The 21350-nt window shown below is 74.2% G+C and carries 21 protein-coding genes and 1 pseudogene; 14 read left to right on the forward strand and 8 right to left on the reverse strand.

Going from position 1 to position 21350, the window contains the following annotated elements; translation table 11 throughout:
• Positions 1 to 29 precede the first annotated feature (29 nt).
• Positions 30 to 1496 carry a hypothetical protein gene (locus tag AMK29_RS23435; protein WP_073816237.1) on the reverse strand — a complete coding sequence of 489 codons (1467 nt, stop codon included), beginning with the start codon at positions 1494 to 1496 and terminating at the stop codon, positions 30 to 32.
• A 292-nt stretch (positions 1497 to 1788) separates the two neighbouring features.
• Here AMK29_RS23435 and AMK29_RS23440 point away from each other — a divergent pair, with 292 nt between their 5' ends.
• Entirely contained in the window at positions 1789 to 3849 is a 2061-nt protein-coding gene (locus AMK29_RS23440; RefSeq protein WP_073816239.1) for a SpoIIE family protein phosphatase, read from the forward strand.
• A gap of 4 nt (positions 3850 to 3853) precedes the next feature.
• On the opposite strand, the gene AMK29_RS23445 is transcribed toward AMK29_RS23440, so the two are convergent.
• The 7 genes from AMK29_RS23445 to AMK29_RS23475 form a co-directional block, all read right to left on the reverse strand.
• Positions 3854 to 5812, reverse strand: a complete 1959-nt coding sequence (locus AMK29_RS23445; RefSeq protein WP_073816241.1) for an ABC transporter permease — start codon at positions 5810 to 5812, stop codon at positions 3854 to 3856.
• 120 nt (positions 5813 to 5932) lie between these two features.
• Positions 5933 to 6751, reverse strand: a complete 819-nt coding sequence (gene modA / locus AMK29_RS23450; RefSeq protein WP_073816244.1) for a molybdate ABC transporter substrate-binding protein — start codon at positions 6749 to 6751, stop codon at positions 5933 to 5935.
• A 69-nt stretch (positions 6752 to 6820) separates the two neighbouring features.
• Complete coding sequence (locus tag AMK29_RS23455; protein WP_073816246.1) at positions 6821 to 7216, reverse strand: TOBE domain-containing protein; 396 nt, start codon at positions 7214 to 7216, stop codon at positions 6821 to 6823.
• Positions 7217 to 7352: 136 nt separating this feature from the next.
• Positions 7353 to 7838 carry an Lrp/AsnC family transcriptional regulator gene (locus AMK29_RS23460; protein WP_073816248.1) on the reverse strand — a complete coding sequence of 162 codons (486 nt, stop codon included), beginning with the start codon at positions 7836 to 7838 and terminating at the stop codon, positions 7353 to 7355.
• 76 nt (positions 7839 to 7914) lie between these two features.
• The gene (locus tag AMK29_RS23465; protein WP_073816250.1) at positions 7915 to 8955 is read right to left on the reverse strand and encodes an iron-containing redox enzyme family protein; all 1041 of its coding nucleotides are present in this window, start codon (positions 8953 to 8955) and stop codon (positions 7915 to 7917) included.
• Positions 8952 to 9461 carry a CDGSH iron-sulfur domain-containing protein gene (locus AMK29_RS23470; protein ID WP_079197080.1) on the reverse strand — a complete coding sequence of 170 codons (510 nt, stop codon included), beginning with the start codon at positions 9459 to 9461 and terminating at the stop codon, positions 8952 to 8954. The genes AMK29_RS23465 and AMK29_RS23470 overlap by 4 nt, the downstream gene beginning before the upstream one ends.
• 55 nt (positions 9462 to 9516) lie before the next feature.
• Positions 9517 to 10239, reverse strand: a complete 723-nt coding sequence (locus AMK29_RS23475) for a HemK2/MTQ2 family protein methyltransferase (RefSeq protein WP_079197081.1) — start codon at positions 10237 to 10239, stop codon at positions 9517 to 9519.
• Positions 10240 to 10410: 171 nt separating this feature from the next.
• Between AMK29_RS23475 and AMK29_RS23480 the strand changes: the two are divergent.
• The 13 genes and pseudogenes from AMK29_RS23480 to AMK29_RS23540 form a co-directional block, all read left to right on the forward strand.
• A pseudogene (locus AMK29_RS23480) lies at positions 10411 to 10878 on the forward strand (SRPBCC family protein); the annotation flags it as partial.
• Between the two features lie 213 nt (positions 10879 to 11091).
• Complete coding sequence (locus AMK29_RS23485; protein ID WP_073816255.1) at positions 11092 to 11769, forward strand: HAD family hydrolase; 678 nt, start codon at positions 11092 to 11094, stop codon at positions 11767 to 11769.
• Positions 11770 to 11808: 39 nt separating this feature from the next.
• Positions 11809 to 13212 carry an FAD-dependent oxidoreductase gene (locus AMK29_RS23490; RefSeq protein ID WP_073816257.1) on the forward strand — a complete coding sequence of 468 codons (1404 nt, stop codon included), beginning with the start codon at positions 11809 to 11811 and terminating at the stop codon, positions 13210 to 13212.
• A gap of 34 nt (positions 13213 to 13246) precedes the next feature.
• Complete coding sequence (locus tag AMK29_RS23495) at positions 13247 to 13498, forward strand: BON domain-containing protein (protein WP_073816260.1); 252 nt, start codon at positions 13247 to 13249, stop codon at positions 13496 to 13498.
• A gap of 185 nt (positions 13499 to 13683) precedes the next feature.
• Entirely contained in the window at positions 13684 to 14457 is a 774-nt protein-coding gene (locus tag AMK29_RS23500) for a metallophosphoesterase family protein (RefSeq protein WP_073817158.1), read from the forward strand.
• Positions 14458 to 14603: 146 nt separating this feature from the next.
• Positions 14604 to 16079, forward strand: a complete 1476-nt coding sequence (locus tag AMK29_RS23505; protein WP_073816262.1) for an aminotransferase class I/II-fold pyridoxal phosphate-dependent enzyme — start codon at positions 14604 to 14606, stop codon at positions 16077 to 16079.
• Between the two features lie 56 nt (positions 16080 to 16135).
• Complete coding sequence (locus AMK29_RS23510; RefSeq protein ID WP_079197083.1) at positions 16136 to 17683, forward strand: PP2C family protein-serine/threonine phosphatase; 1548 nt, start codon at positions 16136 to 16138, stop codon at positions 17681 to 17683.
• Positions 17684 to 17742: 59 nt separating this feature from the next.
• Positions 17743 to 19008, forward strand: a complete 1266-nt coding sequence (locus AMK29_RS23515; protein ID WP_073816264.1) for a peptide ligase PGM1-related protein — start codon at positions 17743 to 17745, stop codon at positions 19006 to 19008.
• Positions 19009 to 19164: 156 nt separating this feature from the next.
• Complete coding sequence (locus AMK29_RS23520; RefSeq protein WP_073816266.1) at positions 19165 to 19428, forward strand: hypothetical protein; 264 nt, start codon at positions 19165 to 19167, stop codon at positions 19426 to 19428.
• 75 nt (positions 19429 to 19503) lie between these two features.
• Positions 19504 to 19824 (forward strand): gas vesicle protein GvpO, encoded by a 321-nt coding sequence (gene gvpO / locus AMK29_RS23525; RefSeq protein WP_073816269.1) that lies wholly within the window; start codon positions 19504 to 19506, stop codon positions 19822 to 19824.
• Positions 19825 to 19885: 61 nt separating this feature from the next.
• Positions 19886 to 20329 (forward strand): gas vesicle structural protein GvpA, encoded by a 444-nt coding sequence (locus AMK29_RS23530; protein WP_073816271.1) that lies wholly within the window; start codon positions 19886 to 19888, stop codon positions 20327 to 20329.
• Positions 20326 to 21045 (forward strand): GvpL/GvpF family gas vesicle protein, encoded by a 720-nt coding sequence (locus tag AMK29_RS23535; protein WP_073816273.1) that lies wholly within the window; start codon positions 20326 to 20328, stop codon positions 21043 to 21045. Before AMK29_RS23530 ends, AMK29_RS23535 begins: the two co-directional genes overlap by 4 nt.
• Positions 21046 to 21049: 4 nt before the next feature.
• A complete protein-coding gene (locus AMK29_RS23540; RefSeq protein WP_073816276.1) occupies positions 21050 to 21289 on the forward strand; it encodes a gas vesicle protein GvpG in 240 nt (79 codons plus the stop codon).
• Positions 21290 to 21350 lie beyond the last annotated feature (61 nt).

Raw genomic sequence — 21350 nt, forward strand, 5'->3', positions numbered from 1 at the left:
CCCGGACGGTCGTCCGCCGCCGTACGCGTTCACCTCTCGCCGTACACGTCTCCCCGGTACCGCCCCCACGGTCCGGACGTCTCCGGGAGGGCGCGCAGCCCAGGCCAGGGGCCGTCCGCGCTCACGTCCCCGCCGCCGGCCCGCACCCGCCGCGCCCGCGCGTGCAGCGAACGAGCCGCCGCCGCGAGGTCGTCGGGCGCCCCCGGACGCGAGTCGTCCCCCGACCGGGCCTCGGCCGCGGCGCGAGCGTACTCCAGGGCCGCCCGGCCGGGCTCGCCCAGACGCAGCGCGCAGTCCGCGAGCCAGGCCCTCGCCCGTACCCGGGCCGCCGTGTCGCCGTCCTCCCCGAACCCGGTGAGGGCCTCGTCGAGCAGGGCCGACGCCTCGCGGCAGCGCCCGCGCTCCGCGTACAGGACGCCGAGCCGCAGCCGGGCGAGGGCGCCCACCCGGACGTCCCGGACCGGCCCGTCGGCACGGTCGACGGCCTCCGCGAGGAGCGCCATCTCCTCGTCCGCCGCCTCGGGCCCGGACCCGGCGACCGTCCGCGCCAGGGCGAGGCAGAGGCGGGCCCGGTCGCCGGCCTGGAGCGGTGCGTCCCGCTCGTCGGAGGCGAGGGCGGCCCGGAGCAGCGCCGCCGCCTCCTCGGGGGCGCCGGACGTCCGCAGGACCGAGGCGAGCAGGAGCCGGTGCCCGGTGGCCGGCCACGGTCGGCCCGCCGCGCGGTGGTCCTCGATCGCGGCGCGCAGCTGGGTGAGCGCGGCGGCCGGGTCGTCGGGCGCGGTGATCCGGCCGAGCAGCGCGCGGGCGTCGGCCCGTACGCCGAGGGCGGCGCGGTCCTCCGGGTGCGGTGCGGTGACCTCGACCAGCCGGGTGAGTTCCGCCCGCAGGGCCGAGGCCTCGGCCACCGGGTCGGGGGCGGTGTCGAGGAGTGCGGCGCGGGCCCGGCCGTGCAGCAGGCGCAGCGTCGCCGTCTCCACGGCACCGGCCTGCCCGAGGGCGTGGAGGACGGCGGCCCGCTCGCACAGTTCCCCGATCCGGGCCACCGCCGTCGCACCGGAGCACGGGCCGGGGCCGCGGTCGTAGCCCGCGTCGAGTCCGTGGCCGGCGTGGCCGCCGGCGTCGGGACCGTGGCCGAGGCCCGCGAGGAGCGCCCGAGCCCGTGAGACCAGCGCCTTGCCGCGCTGCCCGGCCCGCTCGTGCAGGTCGGCGGCCCGGAAGAAGAGCGGGCCCGCGGCGGGCCGCGCCGCGCCCCGGCAGTCGAACGCGGTCGCGTCCAGGGCGTCGGCGTGGTCGCCGGGGGCCAGGGCGCCCCCCGCGCGTCGCAGCGCCGTCGCGGCCCGCTCCCACGCGCTGCCGGCCCGGGGGTGCCCGAGGGCGGAGAGCCGCCGGGCGCGATGGAGCAGTTCGTGCGGATCCTCCGGCTCGCCGCCGACGCCGGGCCCCGGGTCGTACGGACGGACACCGAGGCGGGACTCGTCGGGCGAGCGGCTGCTCATACGGGGTGCTCCGGGGGGTGGCGGCGAGGGCGTCGGAGAGGCATCGGAAAGGGATCGGAACGGCATCGGAAAGGCTGCGGAGGGGGTCGGCGCCGGGCGGCGGACGTGCGCACGCACACAGCGGACACACAGGTCGGACCGACTTTCGCAGTCCCGCGGCGCCCCGCACATCCGTAGAACTACGGAACATCGATCGGCCGCACTGCGCAGCGCTCCCTGTCAGGTACTCGGCTAGGGTGATTCGACAGGGAATGCGCCCCGCCGGGGCCGGGCCGATGCGTAGGTCGATGCGTTGGAGACTCACCAGTCGTCGAGCAGGGTTCCGCAGCCGCCCCGGGCGGCCGTCGGTGACGCGGGCGTGCTCCGTGAGCTCCTTCCGATCGCCCTGTGGCGGGAGGACGCGGACGGCCACATCGTCGAGTGGTCGCTCGCCGCCCAGGACCTCCTCGGCCACCGCCCCGAGCACGTCCTCGGACGGCTCGCCACACCGCTCCTCGTCCCGGACGCCAACCGCGAACTCGCCGAACGGCTCACCCATCGCGTCCAGGCCGGCGAGACCATGGTCGGCACCCTCCCGGTCCGCCACCGCGACGGCCACACGGTCGCCATGGAGATGTGGATCGTGCCGGCCGCCGACCCGGCGGGCAGGCCGGGGGCGATGCTCATCGCGGTCGAGACCTCCGAGGTCCTGCGCATGCGCGAGAACCTGGCGGCGATGGAGAGCCTCTTCACCCAGTCCCCGATCGGTCTCGCCCTCCTCGGCCCCGACCTGCGGTTCCTGCGCGTCAACGACGCCCTGGCCCGGATGAACGGAGTGGCCGCCGCCCAGCACGTGGGCCGCCGCCTCACCGAGGTGGTGCCCGGGGTCAACGCCGACTCACTGGAATCCCTGATGCGCCAGGTCCTCCACAGCGGGACCGCCGTCGTCGACGCGCGCCGGGTCGGCCGTACCCCCGCCGACCCCGACCGCGACCACATCTGGTCCTGCTCGTACGCCCCGCTGATCGACCGGACCGACCGCCGGTCCCTGGGGCTGATCGCCTCCCTCGTGGACATCACCGAGAGCCAGGAGGCCCACAGCGAGGTCGAGCGGGCCCGGCACCGCTTCGCCCTGCTCAGCGAGGCCGGCGCCCGGATCGGCACCACCCTGGACCTCAAGCAGACGGCGGAGGAGGCGGTCCGTTTCCTCGTGCCGCAGCTCGCCGACTCGGCGGACGTGCAGATGCTGGAGTCCGTCCTCGAACCGGACGACCCCGCGGCCTCGACGCGCGGGGTGCTGCGACGGCTCGCCGCGCGCTTCCCCGACCCCACGGCACCCACGTCGATGCTCGCCCCCGGGCAGACCTTCCAGCTCCCGCTGGACTCGGTGTACGAGCAGGTCGTCGCCCGCGGCCGGCCCACCGACCTCTTCACGTCCGACATCCCGGCGCTCTTCACCGACCCGCGCACCGAGGCGCTCCGTACCTACTTCGCCACCCGGATCGGTGCGGCGCGGCTCGTGCCCCTGGTGGCCAGGGGCCAGGTGCTCGGCGCGGTCACGGTGACCCGGCTGAGGACCCGTGAGCCCTTCGACGAGCAGGACTGTGTCCTCATCGACGAGGTCGTGGCCCGCGCCGCCCTCAACATCGACAACGCCCGCCTCTACACGACCCAGCGGGAGGCGGCCCTCACCCTCCAGCGCAGCCTCACCAACAGCGAACTCCCCGACGTCACCGGCCTCGAACTCACCGGCCGCTACCTGCCCGCGAGCTCCCACGACGTCGGCGGTGACTGGTTCGACGCCATCGCCCTGCCGGGCGGCAGGACGGGCCTCGTCATCGGCGACGTCATGGGGCACGGCATCCACGCGGCGGCCGTCATGGGCCAGCTGCGCACGGCGGTACGGACCCTGGCCCGCCACGACATCCCGCCGGCGCGGATGCTCAGCTCCCTCGACGCCGTCGTCGCCGACCTCGGCGAGGACACCATGGCGACCTGCGTGTACGCCGTCCACGACCCGGCCACCGGCGGCTGGGTCATCGCCCGCGCCGGACACCCGCCGCCCGCCGTGGCGGCCCCGGACGGCACCATCACCTTCCTCGACGGACCGCCCGGAACACCGCTGGGCACCGGCGGCCACGACTTCGGCACCGAGGAGCTCTCCCTGCCGGCGGGCGGGCTCCTGGTGCTCTACACGGACGGCCTCATCGAGGCGCGCGACCGCGACCTCGACGAGGGGATGCGCCAGCTCGGCCGGGCGCTCACGAACCTCGACCGCCCGCTGGACACGCTGTGCGACGAGATCCTGCACCGGCTCCTCGTGGGCCCCGCCCAGGACGACGTGGCGATGCTGCTGGCCCGGGTCACGCGCTGAGAGATCACAGGGGTACGACGGTCACCTCGGTCGCCTTGACGCCCGTCCAGACCGGCACCCCGTCCGCGAGGCCCAGTTCGGCGGCGGCCTGCGGGGTGATCTCCGCGACGAGCGAAGGGGCCCGGTCCGAGGTGACGAGGACCCGGAGCCGGCTGCCGCTCGCGGTGATCTCGCGTACGGTCCCCGGCCAGACGTTACGAGGGCTCCCGCCCGGCCGTTCGCGGTGCACGGCCACCGCCTCGGGCGCGATGATCGCGAGCGCGGGCGTTCCCGGCGGCGGCTGCTCGGCGGTGATGAGAGCGCCGCCCCCGTCCAGGTCGAGGCCGTCCGCGGTGGCGGTGCCGGCCCACGCGTTGCGGCCGAGCATGCGGGCGACCCACGGCGACCGGGGATGACGGGAGACCTCGGCGGGCGAGGCGTCCTGGAGCGGACGTCCGTCCTGGAGGACGAGGACGCGGTCGGCGAGGGACACGGCTTCGACCGGGTCGTGGGTGACGATCAGGCAGACGCCGCCGAAACCGGCGAGGTGACTGCGCAGGGTGTGCCGGACGTGGGCGCGGGTGGTCTGGTCGAGGGCGGCGAGCGGCTCGTCGAGGAGCAGCAGCCGGGGCCGTGCGGCCAGCGCCCGCGCCAGGGCGACCCGCTGGGCCTGTCCGCCGGACAGCTCGGCCGGGCGACGGCGGGCGAGGTGGCCGACGCCGAGGCGGTCGAGCCAGCGCTGCGCCTCCCGGCGGGCCTCGGCGCGCGGGACTCCGCGGGCCCGCAGCCCGTACGCGGTGTTGGCGAGCGCGGACAGTCGGGGGAACAGGGCGCCGTCCTGCGGCACCCACGCCACCTGACGGCGGTGCGGCGGCAGTTCGGTGACGTCGGTGTCGCCGAGCCGCAGCACCGCGTGGGCCCGGGTGGTGAGCCCGAGGAGGGCACGGAGGAGGGTCGTCTTGCCGGCGCCGTTGGGGCCGACGACGGCGATCGTGGTGCCGGGCCCGGCGTCCAGGACCAGCTCGGTGAAGCCGTCGACCTCCGCGTGCAGCGCCCAGCGTCCGTCCGCCGCGGCACCCCCGTCCCCGGTGTCGGGGGCCGGTCCGGCGGGCGGGGCGGCCGGGCCCACGGGCTCCTCCACCGGGACGTCCGGTGTGCGAGGACGGCGTGCGGACGGCGTTCCGGTCCAGTTGCCGCGCAGGGCGAGGAGGACGGCCATCGCGATGGCGAGCAGCAGCAGCGAGACGGAGGTGGCGGCCTCGGGTTCCTCCTGGAGCAGCAGGTAGACCTGGAGCGGCAGGGTCTGCGTGGTGCCGGGCAGGTTGCCGGCGAAGGTGATCGTGGCGCCGAACTCACCCAGCGCCCGGGCCCAGGTCAGCGCGGCACCGGCGAGCAGACCCGGGGCGACCATCGGCAGCGTGACGGTGAAGAAGACCCGGACCGGCGAGGCGCCGAGCGACGCCGCCGTCTCCTCGTACCGGGGGCGCAGACCGCCCAGCGCGCCCTCCAGGCTGATGACGAGGAACGGCATGGCGACGAAGGTCGCGGCGACGACGGCGCCCGAGGTGTGGAAGGGCAGCGTCACCCCGAAGGTGCTCTCCAGCCAGGGGCCGAGGAGACCACGGCGGCCGAAGGCGAGCAGCAGCGCCACGCCGCCGACCGTCGGCGGCAGCACCATGGGCAGCAGGACGAGGGACCGGACGATCGCCTTCCCGCGGAACGGCACCCGGGCCAGCAACCAGGCCAGCGGTACCCCGAGCAGCAGCGAGAGACCGAGTGCCCAGACGGACACCACCACGGACAGCGTGAGGGCCTCGACGGTGGCGGGACTCGTCAGATGCGCGCCGAGCGCATCCCATTCCGTGCGGGCCAGCACGCCGACGAGCGGCAGCAGCAGGAACGCGATGGCGAGCAGCGCGGGCACGGCGAGCAGGAGCGGGGTGCGGGGGCCGCGCCCGGGGGGACGACCGTGCAGGCGTTTCATCGTTCGTTCCAGGCGTCTAGGGGGGGCGGCGGAGGGGGTGGAACCCGTGGTCCTTCCCGGAGCGGGGGCGGGAGCTGTCCGGCCCCCGGACGCGGACAGCCCCCACGTGCGTCTCCGGGACTACGGCTTCTGGAAGCCGGCGTCCTGGAGGATCTTCTGCGCCTCGGGCGAGGACAGCCAGGCGACGAAGGCCGCCGCGGCCGCCGCGTTCTCCGAGTCCTTGATCGTGGCGGCCGGGTAGGCGGCGACGGCGTTCTGGGCGTCCGGGATCTCGACGGCGTCCACCTTGTCCTTCGCGCTCTCGGCATCGGTCCGGTAGACGAGTCCGGCGTCGGCCTCGCCCAGCTCGACCTTGCTGAGGACGGCACGGACGTTGGGCTCCTGCGAGACCGGCTTCACCGTGATCTTCTGCGCGTCGAGGATCTTCGCGCTGTACTTGCCGGCCGGGACCTCGGGGGCGGCGAGGACGACTTTCAGCCGGGTGTCCGCGAGGTCCTTCAGCTCGTCGACCTTGAGCGGGTTGCCCTCGGCGGTGGCGATCACCAGCCGGTTCCTGGCGATGACGGTCGGGGTGCCGGTGTCCGCCCTGACCTTGTCCATGCTCTTGGTGTCGGCGGTGATCAGGGCGTCGGCGGGGGAGCCCTGGGCGACCTGGGCGACGAGTTCCTGGGAACCGGCGAAGGAGAAGGTGATGCGGGTGCCGGGGTGGGCCTTCTCGTAGGCGGCCCCGGCGGTCTTGAACACATCGGTGAGGGACGCGGCGGCGAGCACCGTGAGACGGGCCGCGGGCGGCCCGGAGGCCGTGGAGCCGGTGCCGGGCTTCGACGGCCCGTCCTCCGGTCCGCTGTCGCCGCCGCAGGCGGTCAGCGGCAGCAGCAGCCCGGCCGTGGCGGCGACGGCGAGGGCCCGGCGACCGGAGAGAGTGCGGGTGGGACGCATGAGGGTGGGACTCCTTGGGCGTGGGGCGGCGCTGCCGCCCGGGCAGAGAGGGACCCGGACCGCACGGGGTCAGGTCCGGTCGATGTGCACGCTGGTCGACTTCACGCGGGCGGTGGCCTGCATGCCGACCTCGAGGCCCAGTTCCTCGACGGCCTCGCGGGTGAGGAGCGACACGAGCCGGTGCGGCCCGGCCTGGATCTCCACCTGCGCGGCGACGTCGCCGAGTTTCACCGCCGTGACGATGCCGGGGAAGGCGTTGCGCGCCGAGGTGTACGGCACGTCCTCGTCCCCCGGGCCGTTCTGCGCGACTTCGACGGAGAAGGCGGCCAGGTCACGGCCGTCGATGAGACGCCGGCCGTTCTCGTCGCGATGGGTCGCGACCCGGCCCGCGTCGGCCCAGCGGCGTGCGGTGTCGGGGCTCACGCCCAGCAGGCGCGCCGCCTGTCCGATGGTGTAGGACTGCATGTGCGACACGTTAGGCCGCATGAGCTCTCATCTGCAATGAATCAGGGATCATCTCATCGCATCTGCCAAGGCGCCTGGAGGAACCGCCAAGAATGCGGGTGCAGTGGGGCGCGGTACCCCCCGCCCAAGGGGGGCGTCAGCGGGGGCCGGTGCCCGCCCGCCGACCGATGGCCTCGACCAGGGGCAGCAGCCGGTGGGTCACCCGCTCGCGCAGGGCGATCTCGGTCCGGGTGCGGACCACGCCCGGCAGCTGGATCAGACGCTGGATGACGTCCTCCAGGTGCCCGGCGTCCCGGGCCACCACCCGGGTGAGGAGGTCGCCGCCACCGGTGATGGAGAAGGCCTCCACGATCTCCGGGACCGTGGCGAGCGCCTCTCCGACCTCGTCCAGATGCCCCTGGGTCACCTCGATGTGGACGAACGCGAGGACCGGGTGCCCCAAGGCGGCGGGGGAGAGGACGGGCCCCGTCGCGGTGATCACGCCGTCCCGCTCCAGGCGGTCGATCCTGGCCTGCACGGTGCCCCGCGCCACCCCCAGGATCCGCGCGTACTCCCGCACGCTCGTCCGCGGCTGCTCGATCAGCAGCCGCAGGATCCGGGTGTCGAGCTCGTCCACGGCCATGCCCCGCCGTCCTCCTCGGACTCGGTCCCGGCCCCGGGTCCGGACCGGACTCGGGACCGTAGAAGATCATTTCGGGTCAATCCTGGTGCAGAACCTGATCCACGTCCCCGTGGGACGGGGTGCGCAGCGCGCTCTCGCCCCGCGACCAGGCCTCCACGAGACGGTTGCCGAACCGGTCGTCCAGGAGACAGGTCGCCGCGATGCCGAACGTGACCTCCGGCGCGAGTTCCGGCTCGTCCTCCAGGAGACCGCTCACGACCTCCCGGCGTACCACCTGCTCGTGGACGGCGTCCGCCTCCACGTGCTCGTCGTAGTACCGCTCCGCCGCCGGGCCCGCCCCCGACCGGCGCAGCGCGGCGGCGAGCCGCGAAGCGGCCGGCGACGAGGTGATCTCCAGGACGGCGAAATGCCCCACGATCGCCCCGCGGAGCCTGCGGTGCAGGCCGAACAGCGACATGAGGTTCGAGGCCGCGAGCGTCTCGGCGCCGGCCAGGTCCACGAAGCGCCCGTACGCGGGGTCGAGACCCAGCGCGGTCATGAGGTCGGCGTACAGCCCGGCGTGCATCCGTTCCGCCCGCCCGCAGCCGTACTCGTCGTAGGCGATCGCCACCATGGCCGCCTTGGCACGCCCCCGCAGCCTGGGCACGGCCCAGAGCTGCGGATCGGCCTCCCGGAGCTGGGACACGGAGCGGAGCACCGCGTGCTCGCGCAGCTGCCACAGTTCTCCCCGGGACACCAGGTACTGGGCCGCGCCGGTGTCCTCGGCCGGTTCCACCAGCAGGGCGGCGAGCGCCTCGTCCACGTCCGGACGGTCGCGGCAGTCGTGCCGCAGCGCGCTCTCGAAGCGGTGCTCCAGGAGCGCCCGCACCCCGAGCAGGCCCGCGTCCCATTCGAGCGTCTCGGGAACCCCGTCGAAGCCCTGGTAGTGCTGCTCGTAACAGAGGTGCAGGGCGAGCTGCAGATCCTCCCCGTACGGGGAGCAGCGGGCGATCTGCGACGCGCTCGGCAGCTGCTCGGCGCCGCCCCCGAGCAGCCGTCTTCGTACGGCGTACGAGACGTCGCCGCGCGCCTCGGGCACGGGAGGCGCCGCTCTCGTGAGCGGGGGAACGACGGTCATGGGGTCCGCGCCTCCTCGGTCGGCCCGCCCGGCTCCGTGCCCGCCCGGCCGGATGCGTCGGCGGCGGAACTGTGGGCCTCGGAGCCGCGCGCCTCGCCTCCGTCAGCATCGGAGGCGCGCGCCTGGGATCCGTCGATCTCGGAGGCGCGCGCCTCGGATCCGTCGGCCTCGCCTCCGTCAGCCTCGGAGCCGTCGGCTTCGGATCCGTCCGCCCCGGTGCCGGAAGGGCGCGGCCCGCGAGCCGCCTTCGTGCGGGAGCCGCGCTTGAGACGCGGGCGGTGGCTCGTGTCGCAGAACGGCGCCCGCAGGCTCCGCCGGCAGGTGCACAGGGCCATCATGGGGCGGTCGCAGTGGACCACCGACCCGTCCGGCATGACGATGTCCGCCGGGCCCTCCATCAGGAGCGGGCCCTCGGGGAGGGGCTCGACCCGAGGGGCCGCCCGCCCGGCGGCCCGGGTTCCGGACCCGGGGCTCACCCCGTCGTTCACGTCAGGGGAAACGGACATCACACACCACCGATCGGATGGACGGCACCGCTCGCACACGACGGCCCGGAGCGCATCACGGCCTCCACGAGCGGATCACGACGAGTTCCTCCGTACGCGCGCCGGGCGGGATCAGACCCTGGGCCGCCAGCCAGTCCGACCGCCCCGAGAGCACCGGCCCGAAGGACTCCGTACGCCGGTCCACGACACGGGCCTCGAGACCCTGCCGTCCGAGCGCGTCCAGGGTGGCGTCGACACCCGAGAGCGACGACTGGACGAGCAGCAGGACGCCCGAGGGCGTCAGGAGCCGGGGTGCCCGGGCGCAGACCCGGTCGAGGAGCAGCCGGCCGTCGGTCCCCGCGTCCCAGCTCCTCCGCGCGCCCCGGGCCGGCACCTCCGGGTCCTCGCTGGGCACGTACGGCGGGTTCACGGTGACCAGATCGAAGCGCTCGTGGGGCACCGCCGCGTCCAGGTCGCCGCGCAGCACCCGGATCCGGCAGCGGTGCCGCAGGGCGTTCAGCTTCGCGGTGGCGATGGCGGAGCGCGAGATGTCGACGGCGGTGGCCCGGGCGCCGTGCCGGGCGGCGACGAGGGCGAGGGCGCCGGTCCCCGTACACAGGTCGAGCGAGCGCGCGCCCGGCCTCAGCTCCTCGCGCCGTAGGTGCGCCGCGAGCAGGCTCGTGTCCGACTGGGGCGCGTAGACCCCGGGGAGACGCCACATCCGCGGGACGTGCGCCGACGGCGTCAGGCCGTCCACCGGCGCGAGCGCTCCCCCGGCACCCGTCGTCAGAATCTTCATCTCCGGTCTCCTCACTCGTCGGTCGGTCCGCGAATACCCCTGACCTGCTCCGCCATGCGGGGTGCCCCCGTCACGGCCGAGGTGTCGGCCGTGTACGCATGAGGTGAGATTCGTCGGGTACGCGCCGGTCGATCGCGAAACAGACCGTGACTACTCGGAGGAGGCAGCACCATGAGCATGGTCGAGCAGACGATCGACGTGGATGTACCGGTGCGGACGGCGTACAACCAGTGGACGCAGTTCGAGGAGTTCCCGAAGTTCATGGAAGGCGTCGAGGAGGTCCGCCAGATCGACGACCGGCACTCTCACTGGCAGACCAAGGTCGCCGGTGTGCGGCGCGAGTTCGACACGGAGATCATCGACCAGCTGCCGGACGAGCGCATCTCGTGGCGGACGGTCGCGGGCGACACCCGGCAGAAGGGTGTGGTGAGCTTCCAGCAGCTCGACAGCGAGCACACCCGGGTACGGCTGGCGATGGACGTCGAGGCCGACGGGATGATGGAGAAGCTCGGAGAGGCCGTCGGCGTCCTGGACCGGCGGGTCAAGGGAGACCTGAAGCGGTTCAAGGGCTACGTCGAGGAGCACGGCCACGAGTCGGGCGGCTGGCGCGGCCGCGTCCGCCCGGCCGATGCCGACACCGCGCAGGGCCCCGTGGGCGGCATGACGGGCGAGGGCCCCGGACCGGTGCGGGGCGAACCCGGACCGACGACGGGGATGACCGGGACGACGGGCATGGGAGCGGCCGGCGGCCTCGGTGAGTCCCGTCCCGTTCAGCCGAGGCCCGACGACCCGGACTCCATCGACCGCATCTGACCGAACGGCGGCCCGGAGCCGCTCGAAGGGACCCCGGACATGGACCGCGTCGCCCTCTTCGACGTCGACGGCACCCTCGTCGACTCCAACGCCCTGCATGTCGTCGCCTGGTGGGAGGCCCTGCGCCAAGGCGGACACCACGTCCCCTCGCACGCCGTCCACCGTGCGATCGGCCTGCCGGGAGAGGACCTCCTGGAGCACCTGCTCGGCCCCGACAGGGACCGGTCGCGGGACGGGAGCCTCAGCGGCGCCCACGACGCCCTCTACGGGACGTACTTCGAGCGGCTCGTCGCCTTCGACGGGGCCGCGGACCTGCTGCGGACCCTCGCGGGGAGCGGCTGGAAGGTCGTGCTCGTGACCTCGGCCAAGGACCGGGAACTCGACGCGCTGCGCGGTGCCCTGGACGCGGACGACGCGATCACGGCCACGGCCACGGCCGACGACGTCGACGAGGGCAAACCCGCCCCCGACCCGATCGAGCACGCGCTCTCCCTCGTGGGAGGGAGCGTGGACCGGGCCGTGTTCGTCGGCGACAGCGTGTGGGACATGAAGGCCGCCCGCCGGGCGGGTGTGGTGTGCGTCGGACTGCTCTGCGGCGGCCTGCCGCGGGAGGACCTGACGGAGGCCGGCGCCGCCGCCGTGTACGACGACGCGGCCGACCTCCTCGCGCACCTCGGCACCAGTCCTCTCGCGACCGGGCAGGCCGGGTCCCGGTAGACGCAGGCCCGCCCCGGTCCGGCCCCGAGAGGAGCGCTGATGCCCGCAGACCGGAACTCGTACTGGATGGAGTCGGCCCCGCCCGGCGCCCTCCGTCCACCGCTCGACCGCGACCTCCACACCGACGTGGCCGTGGTCGGCGCCGGGATCGCCGGACTGAGCACCGCCCGCGCCCTGGCACGTGCCGGACGCGACGTGGTGGTCCTCGAAGCCGGCCGGATCGCGGCCGGGGTGACCGGCCACACCACCGGCAAGCTGACGTCCCTGCACGGGATGATCTACGAACGCCTGCGCCGGCGCCACGACGCCGAGGCCGCGGCCCTGTACGCCGACGCCCAGGAGGGCGCCCTGCGCGAGGTCGTGCGGCTCTGCGAGGAGCTGGGCGTCGACGCGGAGATCGAGCGCCGACCCGCGTACACCTACACCCTCGACCAGGACCGTGCCGGGGACGTCGGGGCGGAAGCGGCAGCAGCCGCGGCGGCGGGTCTGAAGGCCACGACGGTGACCGACACGGGACTTCCGTATCCCGTCGCGGCCGCCGTCCGGGTGGACGGCCAACTCCAGTTCCACCCGCGCCGGTTCCTGCTCGGCCTCGCGGACGACCTCGCCGCGCACGGCGGCCGGATCCACGAGGGCACCCGCGCCACCGGCCTGCACGAGGGAGCCGACTGCCGGCTCACCGTCGAGGGCGGTATCACGGTCCACGCGCGCGATGTCGTCCTCGCCACCCACTTCCCCCTCCGCTGTCACACCACCCTCCTCATGCGGCTCTCGCTGCGACGCGAACTCGTCGTCGCGGCCGCCGTCGAGGAGCGTCACGCCCCGCACGGCATGTATCTGACGCCCGAGCAGGACACCCGGTCGGTGCGCACCGCGCCCCTGCCCGACGGCAGACGGCTGCTGATCGTCGCGGGCGAGGGCTTCGAACCGGGCAGCGGAGGGGTACGCGCGCGATACGAGCGTCTGGAGGCCTGGGCGCGCGAGCAGCTGCCGGGCTTCGCCGAGGCGCCCAGGATCCACCGGTGGGCGGCCCAGGACGTCCACACCGTCGACGGGCTGCCCTGCATCGGCCACGAGCACCCCGACACCGAACACGTCTACATCGCCACCGGCTTCGGCGGCTGGGGGCTCAGCAACGGGGTCGCCGCGGGCCGGCTGCTCACCGCGCACCTGACGGGCGCGCCCCGCCCGGCCTGGACCGAACTCGTCGACCCGCGCCGCCGCCTGCCCGCCCGTGAGCTTCCCGGGGTCGCGCGGCACCAGGCCACCGTGGCGCGCCACTTCGTGGAGGGCCGGCGGGCCGGTCGGCGCTGTACGCACATGGGATGCGAGCTGGGATTCGACGAGGCCGAACAGACCTGGGAGTGCCCCTGCCACGGTTCCCGCTTCGCACAGGACGGGCGGGTGCTCCAGGGCCCGGCGACCCGCCCCCTCGACACATGATCGACGCCCGGCGGGACCAGGACGGAGAGACACCATGAGCACCGGAGAGAGCGAGTACCGGATCGCCCGGCTGAGGGACCGGCTCGCGCGTGAGGAGGTGGCCGAGCTCGGCGTGCGGATCGAGGTGCGCGGGGCGGTCGTCCTCCTGACGGGAACCGTCCCGACGGCCGACCGCCGTGACGAGATCCTCCGCATCGCCGAGGCGGAGCTGGCCGACATCCCGGTCCGCGCGGACGTCCAGGTCGTCTGCGCGGATCCGCCCGACCGACCCGAGGAGCTGCTGTGACATCCCCCGGCGTGACATCCCCCGGCGAGCAGGAGGGCCTCCCGCGCCGCCCCGACGAGGCTCCGGCCCGCCCCGCCGCCGCACCGTCCCGTCCCCACGAGGCTCCGGCCCGCCCCGGCGACGTGCCGCACGTCCCCTACGAGCCGGTCCGTCACGTAGCGCCCGCCCCTCACGACGACGGAGCCGTGGTCCGGGTGGCGGCCGTGGGCGACATCCACCTGGGCCCGGACTGCCGGGGCCTGCTGCGGCCCTCCTTCGAGACCCTGCACCACAGCGCGGACGTCCTCCTCCTCGCCGGCGACCTCACCCGCCACGGCACGGTCGCCGAGGCGGAGGTGGTCGCGGAGGAGGTGCGCGACCTGGGCGTGCCCGTGGTCGCCGTGCTCGGCAACCACGACTACCACTCCGAGCAGGAGGCGGACGTCGCGCGCGTCCTCACGGACGCCGGCGTCACCGTCCTGGAGGGCGAGAGCGTCGTCCTGCCGGTGGCCGGGGGGAAGGTCGGCATCGCCGGCACGAAGGGGTTCTGCGGCGGGTTCGCGGGCCGCAGCGCCGGAGAGTTCGGCGAGCGCGTGATGAAGGACTTCGTCCGCACCAGCCGCCAGGGCGCCGACGGCCTGCGCCGGGCCCTCATGGAGCTGGGCGCCGACGGCTGTGGCGCACGGATCGCCCTCACCCACTTCGCCCCCGTCCCCGACACCCTCGCGGGCGAACCCGTCGAGATCTACCCCTTCCTCGGCAGCTACCTCCTCGCGGAGGCCATCGACGAGACGGGAGCGGACCTCGCGGTGCACGGCCACGCCCACATGGGCACGGAGCACGGCATGACGGCCGCCGGGGTACGCGTCCGCAACGTCGCCCAGCCCGTCATCCGCAGGGCCTTCGCCCTCTACCACCTGCCGCTCACGAGGACGGCGCCCATGCCCGCGGCGGGGACGCCGACGCGCACACCCGGCTGAATCCCGCACACCCGTCAGGGCCCGTCCGGCCGCCGTCGGCCCGTGTTTCCGCCGACGGCCACGGGCAAGACGCGTGGAGAACCCGAGCGGCCGCCCACACCCCCGTGGGCGGCCGCCGACCCGCGCGTCCGGCCATGGGAGGAACGATGGACCAGTCACGTGCCCCGGTACTGGAGGCCCTTCAGGAGTTCCGGCGACGGAACGACGTGGTGTACGGGCCGCCCGGTCACAAACAGGGGCGCGGGACCGACCCGCGGGTCGCGGAGGTCGTCGGTCTCGACGTGTTCCGCTCGGACGTCCTCCTGCTCAACGGGCTCGACGACCGCAGGGAGTCCCAGGGGGTCCTCGACCAGGCCCAGGAGCTGATGGCCGACGCCGTCGGCGCCGAGCACACCTTCTTCTCCACCTGCGGCAGCTCCCTGTCCGTCAAGACGGCCATGCTCTCCGTGGCGGGCCCCGGCGAGAAGCTGCTCCTCTCGCGCAACGCCCACAAGTCCGTCATCTCGGCGGTCATCATCAACGGCGTCGAGCCCGTCTGGGTCCACCCGAAGTTCGACGCGGAGCGCCACCTCGCGCACCCGCCGGAGCCGGACGACGTACGCCGCCGCCTCAAGGAGCATCCCGACGCCAAGGGGATGCTGCTCATCACCCCCACCGACTGGGGGACCTGCGCCGACATCCAGGGCGTGGCCCGCGTCTGCCACGACGCCGACGTACCGCTCGTCGTCGACGAGGCATGGGGCGCCCACCTGCCCTTCCACCCCCGCCTGCCGCCCTGGGGCATGTACCACGAGGCGGACCTGGTCGTGACGAGCGTCCACAAGATGGGCGGGGCGGTCGAGCAGAGCTCGGTCTTCCACCTGCAGCACGACCGGATCTCACCCGAAGTGCTGAAACAGCGCGAGGACCTCCTCGGCACCACCAGCGCGTCCTCCCTCGTCTACGCCACGCTCGACGGCTGGCGCCGCCAGATGGCGGAGCACGGCCATGAACTGCTCGACGCCGCACTGCACCGTGCCGGGAGGGTCCGCGCCGCGATCCGGGAGCTGCCCGGCCTGCGGCTCATGGACCGCGAGGTCGTCCACGCGGGGCTCGCCGCCGACCTCGACCCGCTGAAGCTCGTCATCGACGTGCGGGGACTGGGCGTGACCGGCATGCAGGCCGCCGAATGGCTGCGCACCCACCGGCACGTCGACGTCGGCAGCTCCGACACCTGCCGTATCAGCGCCTCCCTGACGCACGCCGACGACGACGCGACGGAAGAGATCCTGCTGGCCGCGCTGCGGGCCCTCGTCGAGGGCGCCGACTCCATGGAGCGGCAGCCGCCCGTCCACCTGCCCCACCCCCCGGCGCTGGAACTGGAGCAGGCGATGCGGCCGCGCGACGCGTTCTTCGCCGAGGCGGACCACGTACCGGCGGAGCGCGCCGCCGGCCGGATCGCGGCCGAGCTGATCACCCCCTACCCGCCGGGCGTGCCCGCGATCGCACCCGGCGAGGTCATCACCGACGAGGTCGTCGACTACCTGCGCAGCGGCGTCGCCCACGGCATGCTCGTCCCGGACGCGGCCGACGCCTCCCTCCGCACGTTCCGCGTCGTGGCCTCCCACGGATCGACCGGGTGAGCGCGCCGGGCACCACCCCGCGGGGCCGTCGTCTCCGGCCGTGGCATGCTCGTCCCATGAAGGCCGAAGGAGCGCGATCACCCGCCCCCACGGCGACCGTCGTCCAGGAACTGCTGGACGGGCTTCCCGGCTCGGTGACCTTCCTGGTGCCGCTCTACGGGGCGGACGGCGAGGTGGAGGACTTCCGGGTGGAGGCGGCCTCGCCCGACGCCCTGGACATCGGGGGCCGGCGGGGCGGGGAACTGGTGGGGCTCAGCATCGCGGAGACGTACCCGAGCGTGCGGGGCACGCCCCTGTGGCACGGATACCTCGGGGTCCTGGCGGGCGGCGCCCGCTACGAGGGCGAGCCGTTCGAGTACGAGGAGGTGCTCGCCGGCTTCCCCCGCCGCTCCCGCTTCACCGTCCGCGCGGCCGCCTGCCAGGGAGGGCTGATCGTCTCCTGGGTCCGCCTCGACAGCGGGGAGCGCGAGCAGCGCCGCCTGGAGGTGATGCAGCGCCTGGGAAGCATGGGCTGGGCGAACTGGGACCTCGTCCGCTCCACCCTCACCTGGTCGCGACAGGTCTACGACATCTTCGACCGGGACCCGTCCCTCGGCCCGATCACGCTGGAGGAACTGCCCGGGCACGTCGTGGCCGACGACCTGCCCGCCCTGGGCGAGAACATCCGGAGCCTCGTCGGCGACGGCCGCTCCATGGACCACACCTTCCGCGTCACCACGGACGGCGGGGAGGTCCGGCACGTCCGGATGGTCGCGGAGGCCGAGGCCGACGTCCGCGGCGTGCCCGTCGAGATCCACGGCTTCTTCCAGGACCTCACCGACCTGACCCGTGCCGAGGAGCGCCTTCTCGGGCACGAGCGGTCGGCCATGGCCCAGCAGGGGCGGCTGGCGGCCGAGCGCACCCTCGCCGCCCGGCTCCAGCACGCGCTGCTGCCCCTTCCCCAGCAGTCGCTGCGCCTGGCAGGCCTCACCGTCGACGTCGCCTACCAGCCCCACCAGGAGGGCCTCAACGTCGGAGGCGACTGGTACAGCGCCATCGAGCTCCCCGACGGCAGCGCCCTGCTCGTCGTCGGCGACGTCGCCGGGCACGGGCTCGACGCCGTGGCCACCATGGCCCAGCTGCGGTTCACCGCCAAGGGCATGGCGATCACGGGCACTCCGCTCCCCACGATCCTCGCCCGGCTCAACACGCTCCTGTGGCACAGCGCGGAACGCGCCTTCAACACCGCCACGGTGATCATGGCGCGCTACGAGCCCGACGCGGAACTGCTCACCTGGGTACAGGCCGGGCACCTGCCGCCGCTGCTCCTGCGCGACGGCGAGGCGCGCTATCTGACGTCGCCCCACGGCGTCCTCCTGGGTGCCACGACCGCGACGCGGTACGACTCCGCCACCTTCCGCCTGCTGCCCGGTGACCACCTGCTGTTCTTCACGGACGGCCTGGTGGAGGCACCCGGGCAGCTCATCGACGACGGGCTCGCCCGCCTGGCCCGCACGGCGGCCGAACACAGCGGCGGCGGCCGCCTCCTGGACGACGTGCTCGACTCCCTCGTCGACCCGGACACCCGCCGCGACGACATCTGCGTCATGCACATCAGCGTCTGACCGCGACCGGGCGCACCCCGCGCCCGGTGCCGACCCGACCACCCCGCGAGAGGACCCGTATGGACAGGCCCGGCCTTCAGGTCCTCTACGCGAATCTCGTCTCCGACCTGGCGGTGGACCTCGAACAGCGCGAGGTGCTCGGTGCCTGGGCGGAACAGGCAACCCGTGAGGTGTGGCTGCTCCGCTCCGGAGACGTCCTGGTCACGCCGGTGCCGGTCGGCGAGGCGTTCCTGGCGTACGCCTGCGCCCTGACCGGCGTCCCGCGCGCGTCGGTGACGGTGATCACCCTGCCCGACGGCTTCGTGTCCGCCGGGGACCGGGGCGCGTATCGGGCGGCCGTCGAGGCGGTGCGCGAGGCCGCGGCGGGTCGCCCCGTCGCCGCCGTCCTCCCCACGGCCCTGGACGACGCGGCGGTCGGTCTCGCCCGCGGCCTCGGAGCGACCGTGGCGCCGTACGCCTCCGCCGCGGCGGCCGAGGCCGCGCTCGACGTGACCCACCTCCTCAACACGAAGGCCGGCTTCCGGAGTACGGCACAGGCCCTCGGTATGCGGCTGCCGGACGGCCGCGTCTGCCGCCGCGCCGAGGTGGCGGGCGTCGTCGGGGAGTTGCTGGCCTCGCACGAACGGGTCGTCGTCAAGCCCGACCGGTCCGCCGGGGGCCACGGTCTGCTCTTCCTCTCGTCGGCGGGCGGCCCGTGGGACGCGGGCACCCTCGCCCCGGTGGGCGGGACGGAGGGACTGTGGGTGGTCGAGGAGGAGATCGACGTGGCCCGCTCGGTGAGCGTCCAGCTGGAGACGGGCGGCGAGGGACCGAAGCCGCTCTTCAGCGGTGAGATGCGGACCGTCGGGGGCTCCTTCACGGGATATCTGTCCCCCCTGCCCGCCGCCGTGGCGCGGTTCGCGCCCGAGCTTGAGGCCTGGGGACGCGCGCTGGGCGGCTTCCTGACGGAGCGCGGCTACGCGGGGCCGTTCGGCGTCGACGCGATGGTGTCGGCCGACGGCGTGCTGTACGCGGGCGAGAGCAACGTGCGGCGCACCGCCACGACCACCCCGCAGGCCATGGTGGCCCGCCTCGCCGGTCCCGGTGACCCGACCTGGGCGACGGGCCGGCTGCGGGCGTCCGCGCCGTACTCCTTCGAGGAGGCCGTGGACCGGCTGCACGCCCTCCGGATCGCCTTCGACCCCGCGCGCGGCGAGGGGATCGTGCTCTACTCCGGAGCGCCGGCGGACGGCGTGACCTGGCGCTACGCGGTGATCGCGGACGACCGCGACAGCCTGCAGCGGTACGAGGCACTGCTGCGGTCCACCTGGACCACGGCCTCCTGAGAGCCCGTCACCGCGGTGCCCGGCGGCCGTCGAATCGCTTCCTGAGCCATCGTCGAGCCTTCGGAGAGCCATCGGATGCTCCGACCCGGGCGTGGAGTGGCGCGCGGCGGGCAGGCGGGTCGAAGGACACGTGGTCCGGAGACCGGGGAGGCGACGGTGGAGATATCGGGCGTGATCAGCGCGCTGCTCATCGGAACGGTCGTGGGTGCGCTGGGGAGGCTCGTCGTCCCGGGGCACCAGCACATCGGGGTGTTGTGGACCCTCGTCGTCGGCATCGCCGCCGCGTTGGCGGGCACCGCGCTCGCCCGCGTGGTGGGGCTCTCCGACACCTCCGGGGTGGACTGGACCGAGTGGCTGGCGCAGCTGCTGCTCGCGGCCCTCGGCGTCGCCGCCCTGTCGCAGGTGAAGGGTCTGCGCTGACCCCGGACCACAAGTGCCGTGCGTTTCAGCCGGTTTGGGAACGGAACGCCCGGACACACGAGAGAGGAGAAAGTCATGGCCCATTCATCGGACAGCGGGACGGACAGCAAGGCCGCGCAGAAGGAGACGGATCGGCCGGCACCGGTGGCCGAGGTGATCCGCACGGCGATGGAGCAGCTCGCGCTGCTCCTGAACCAGCAGGCGGAGGCCGTCAGCTCCTGTGGACGCGGCGAGGACGGCGACTGGCACCTGACCGTCGAAGTCCTCGAACTGCAGCGCGTACCGGACACGATGAGCCTGCTCGCCTCGTACGAGGTCGAAGCCGACCCGAGCGGGCACCTCATCGGCTACCGGCGCACCCGCCGCTACGAGCGGGGGCGGGCGGACCGCCGCTGACCCACGCGGCTCCGCCCTTCCCGCACCCGTCCGTCCCCAGACGAGAGGGAGACCGAGAAGAATGACTGTCGTTCCCACCCAGACCGCCGCTCCGGCCACCTCCGGAGGTGGCTCCAGCGGTCTGTACGACGTGCTCGAACTGGTTCTGGACCGAGGCCTGGTGATCGACGCGTTCGTGCGCGTCTCCCTGGTCGGCATCGAGATCCTGAAGATCGACGTCCGTGTCGTCGTCGCGAGTGTCGACACCTATCTGAGGTTCGCCGAGGCGTGCAACCGGCTGGACCTGGAGGCCGGTCCGCGCAAGAGCCCCGGACTGCCCGACCTGGTCGGCGAGATGACCGAGTCCGGCGCCCGCGGCAAGACCAAGGGCGCCCTGAGCGGCGCCGCCCAGACCATCTCCGACGCCCTGCACCAGTCGCGTGACGAGGAGCCGGAGGAGAAGAGCACCAGCAGCAGCGGCAGTTCGCGCCGCCGCACCTCGACCCGCCGGGAGGAGAAGGAATGAGCACGTACGTCTACGGCATCGCCCCCGCAGACCGGAAGCTGCCCGACACGATCGAGGGCATCGGCCAGCCGCCGATGCCGGTACGCACCGTGCGCAGCGGCGAGCTGGTCGCCCTGTGCAGCGACGCGCCGCCCGAGCTGAAGGCCAAGCGCCGCGACCTGTTGGCGCACCAGCACGTGGTGATCACGGCCGGCAAGGACGGTCCGGTGCTGCCCCTGCGGTTCGGTGGGGTCTCGCCCGACGACGAGACCGTCGCCGCCATCCTGGAGGAGCACCACGACCGCTATGTGGAGCGGCTGAAGACGCTGGACGGCAAGGAGGAGTTCAACGTCAAGGTCTACCACGACGAGGAGGCCGTGCTGCATGTGGTGCTCGCCGCCGACCCCGAACTCCTGGCCCGGCACGCCGCCCAGCGCGCGGCGGGCGGAGCCACCCACGAGGAGAAGCTCGCCTTCGGGGAGCTGGTCGCCCGGGCCGTCGCCGAACGGGAGAAGACCGACGCGGCGCTCGTCGAGCAGGCCCTCGCGCCGTACGCGGCGGCGGTGGTGCGCGGCCCGGAGGGCAGCGGCTGGCTCGCGAACCTGTCGTTCCTCGTGGAACGCGAACGGCAGGAGGAGTTCCTCGCCGCCGTACGCGCCCTCCACCAGGAGCACGAGCACCTCAAGGAACAGGTGACGGGGCCGCTGCCCGTGTACAGCTTCGTCGAGACGGAGTGACCCCATGGGACTGCTCAAGGAGGTCCTCCTGCTGCCGGCCGCGCCGGTGCGGGGCACCGCCTGGGTGCTGCGGCAGGTCGTCGAGGTGGCGGAGCGGGAGTACTACGACCCGGAGGTCGTCCACCGCGAACTGGCCGGCCTCGTCGCGGCCTTCGAGGCCGGAGAGATCGACGAGGAGGAGTTCGACCGCCGCGAGGACGACCTCCTGGCCCGCCTGGAGACGGCGCGGCGGGACATCCGATGACCACTCCCACGCGCGCCCGGTGCCCGACGGGGCCGGGCCGCCCGCACAGCCGGAAGACGAG

It is taken from the genome of Streptomyces sp. CB02261, from assembly GCF_001905665.1.
Taxonomy (GTDB): Bacteria; Actinomycetota; Actinomycetes; order Streptomycetales; family Streptomycetaceae; genus Streptomyces.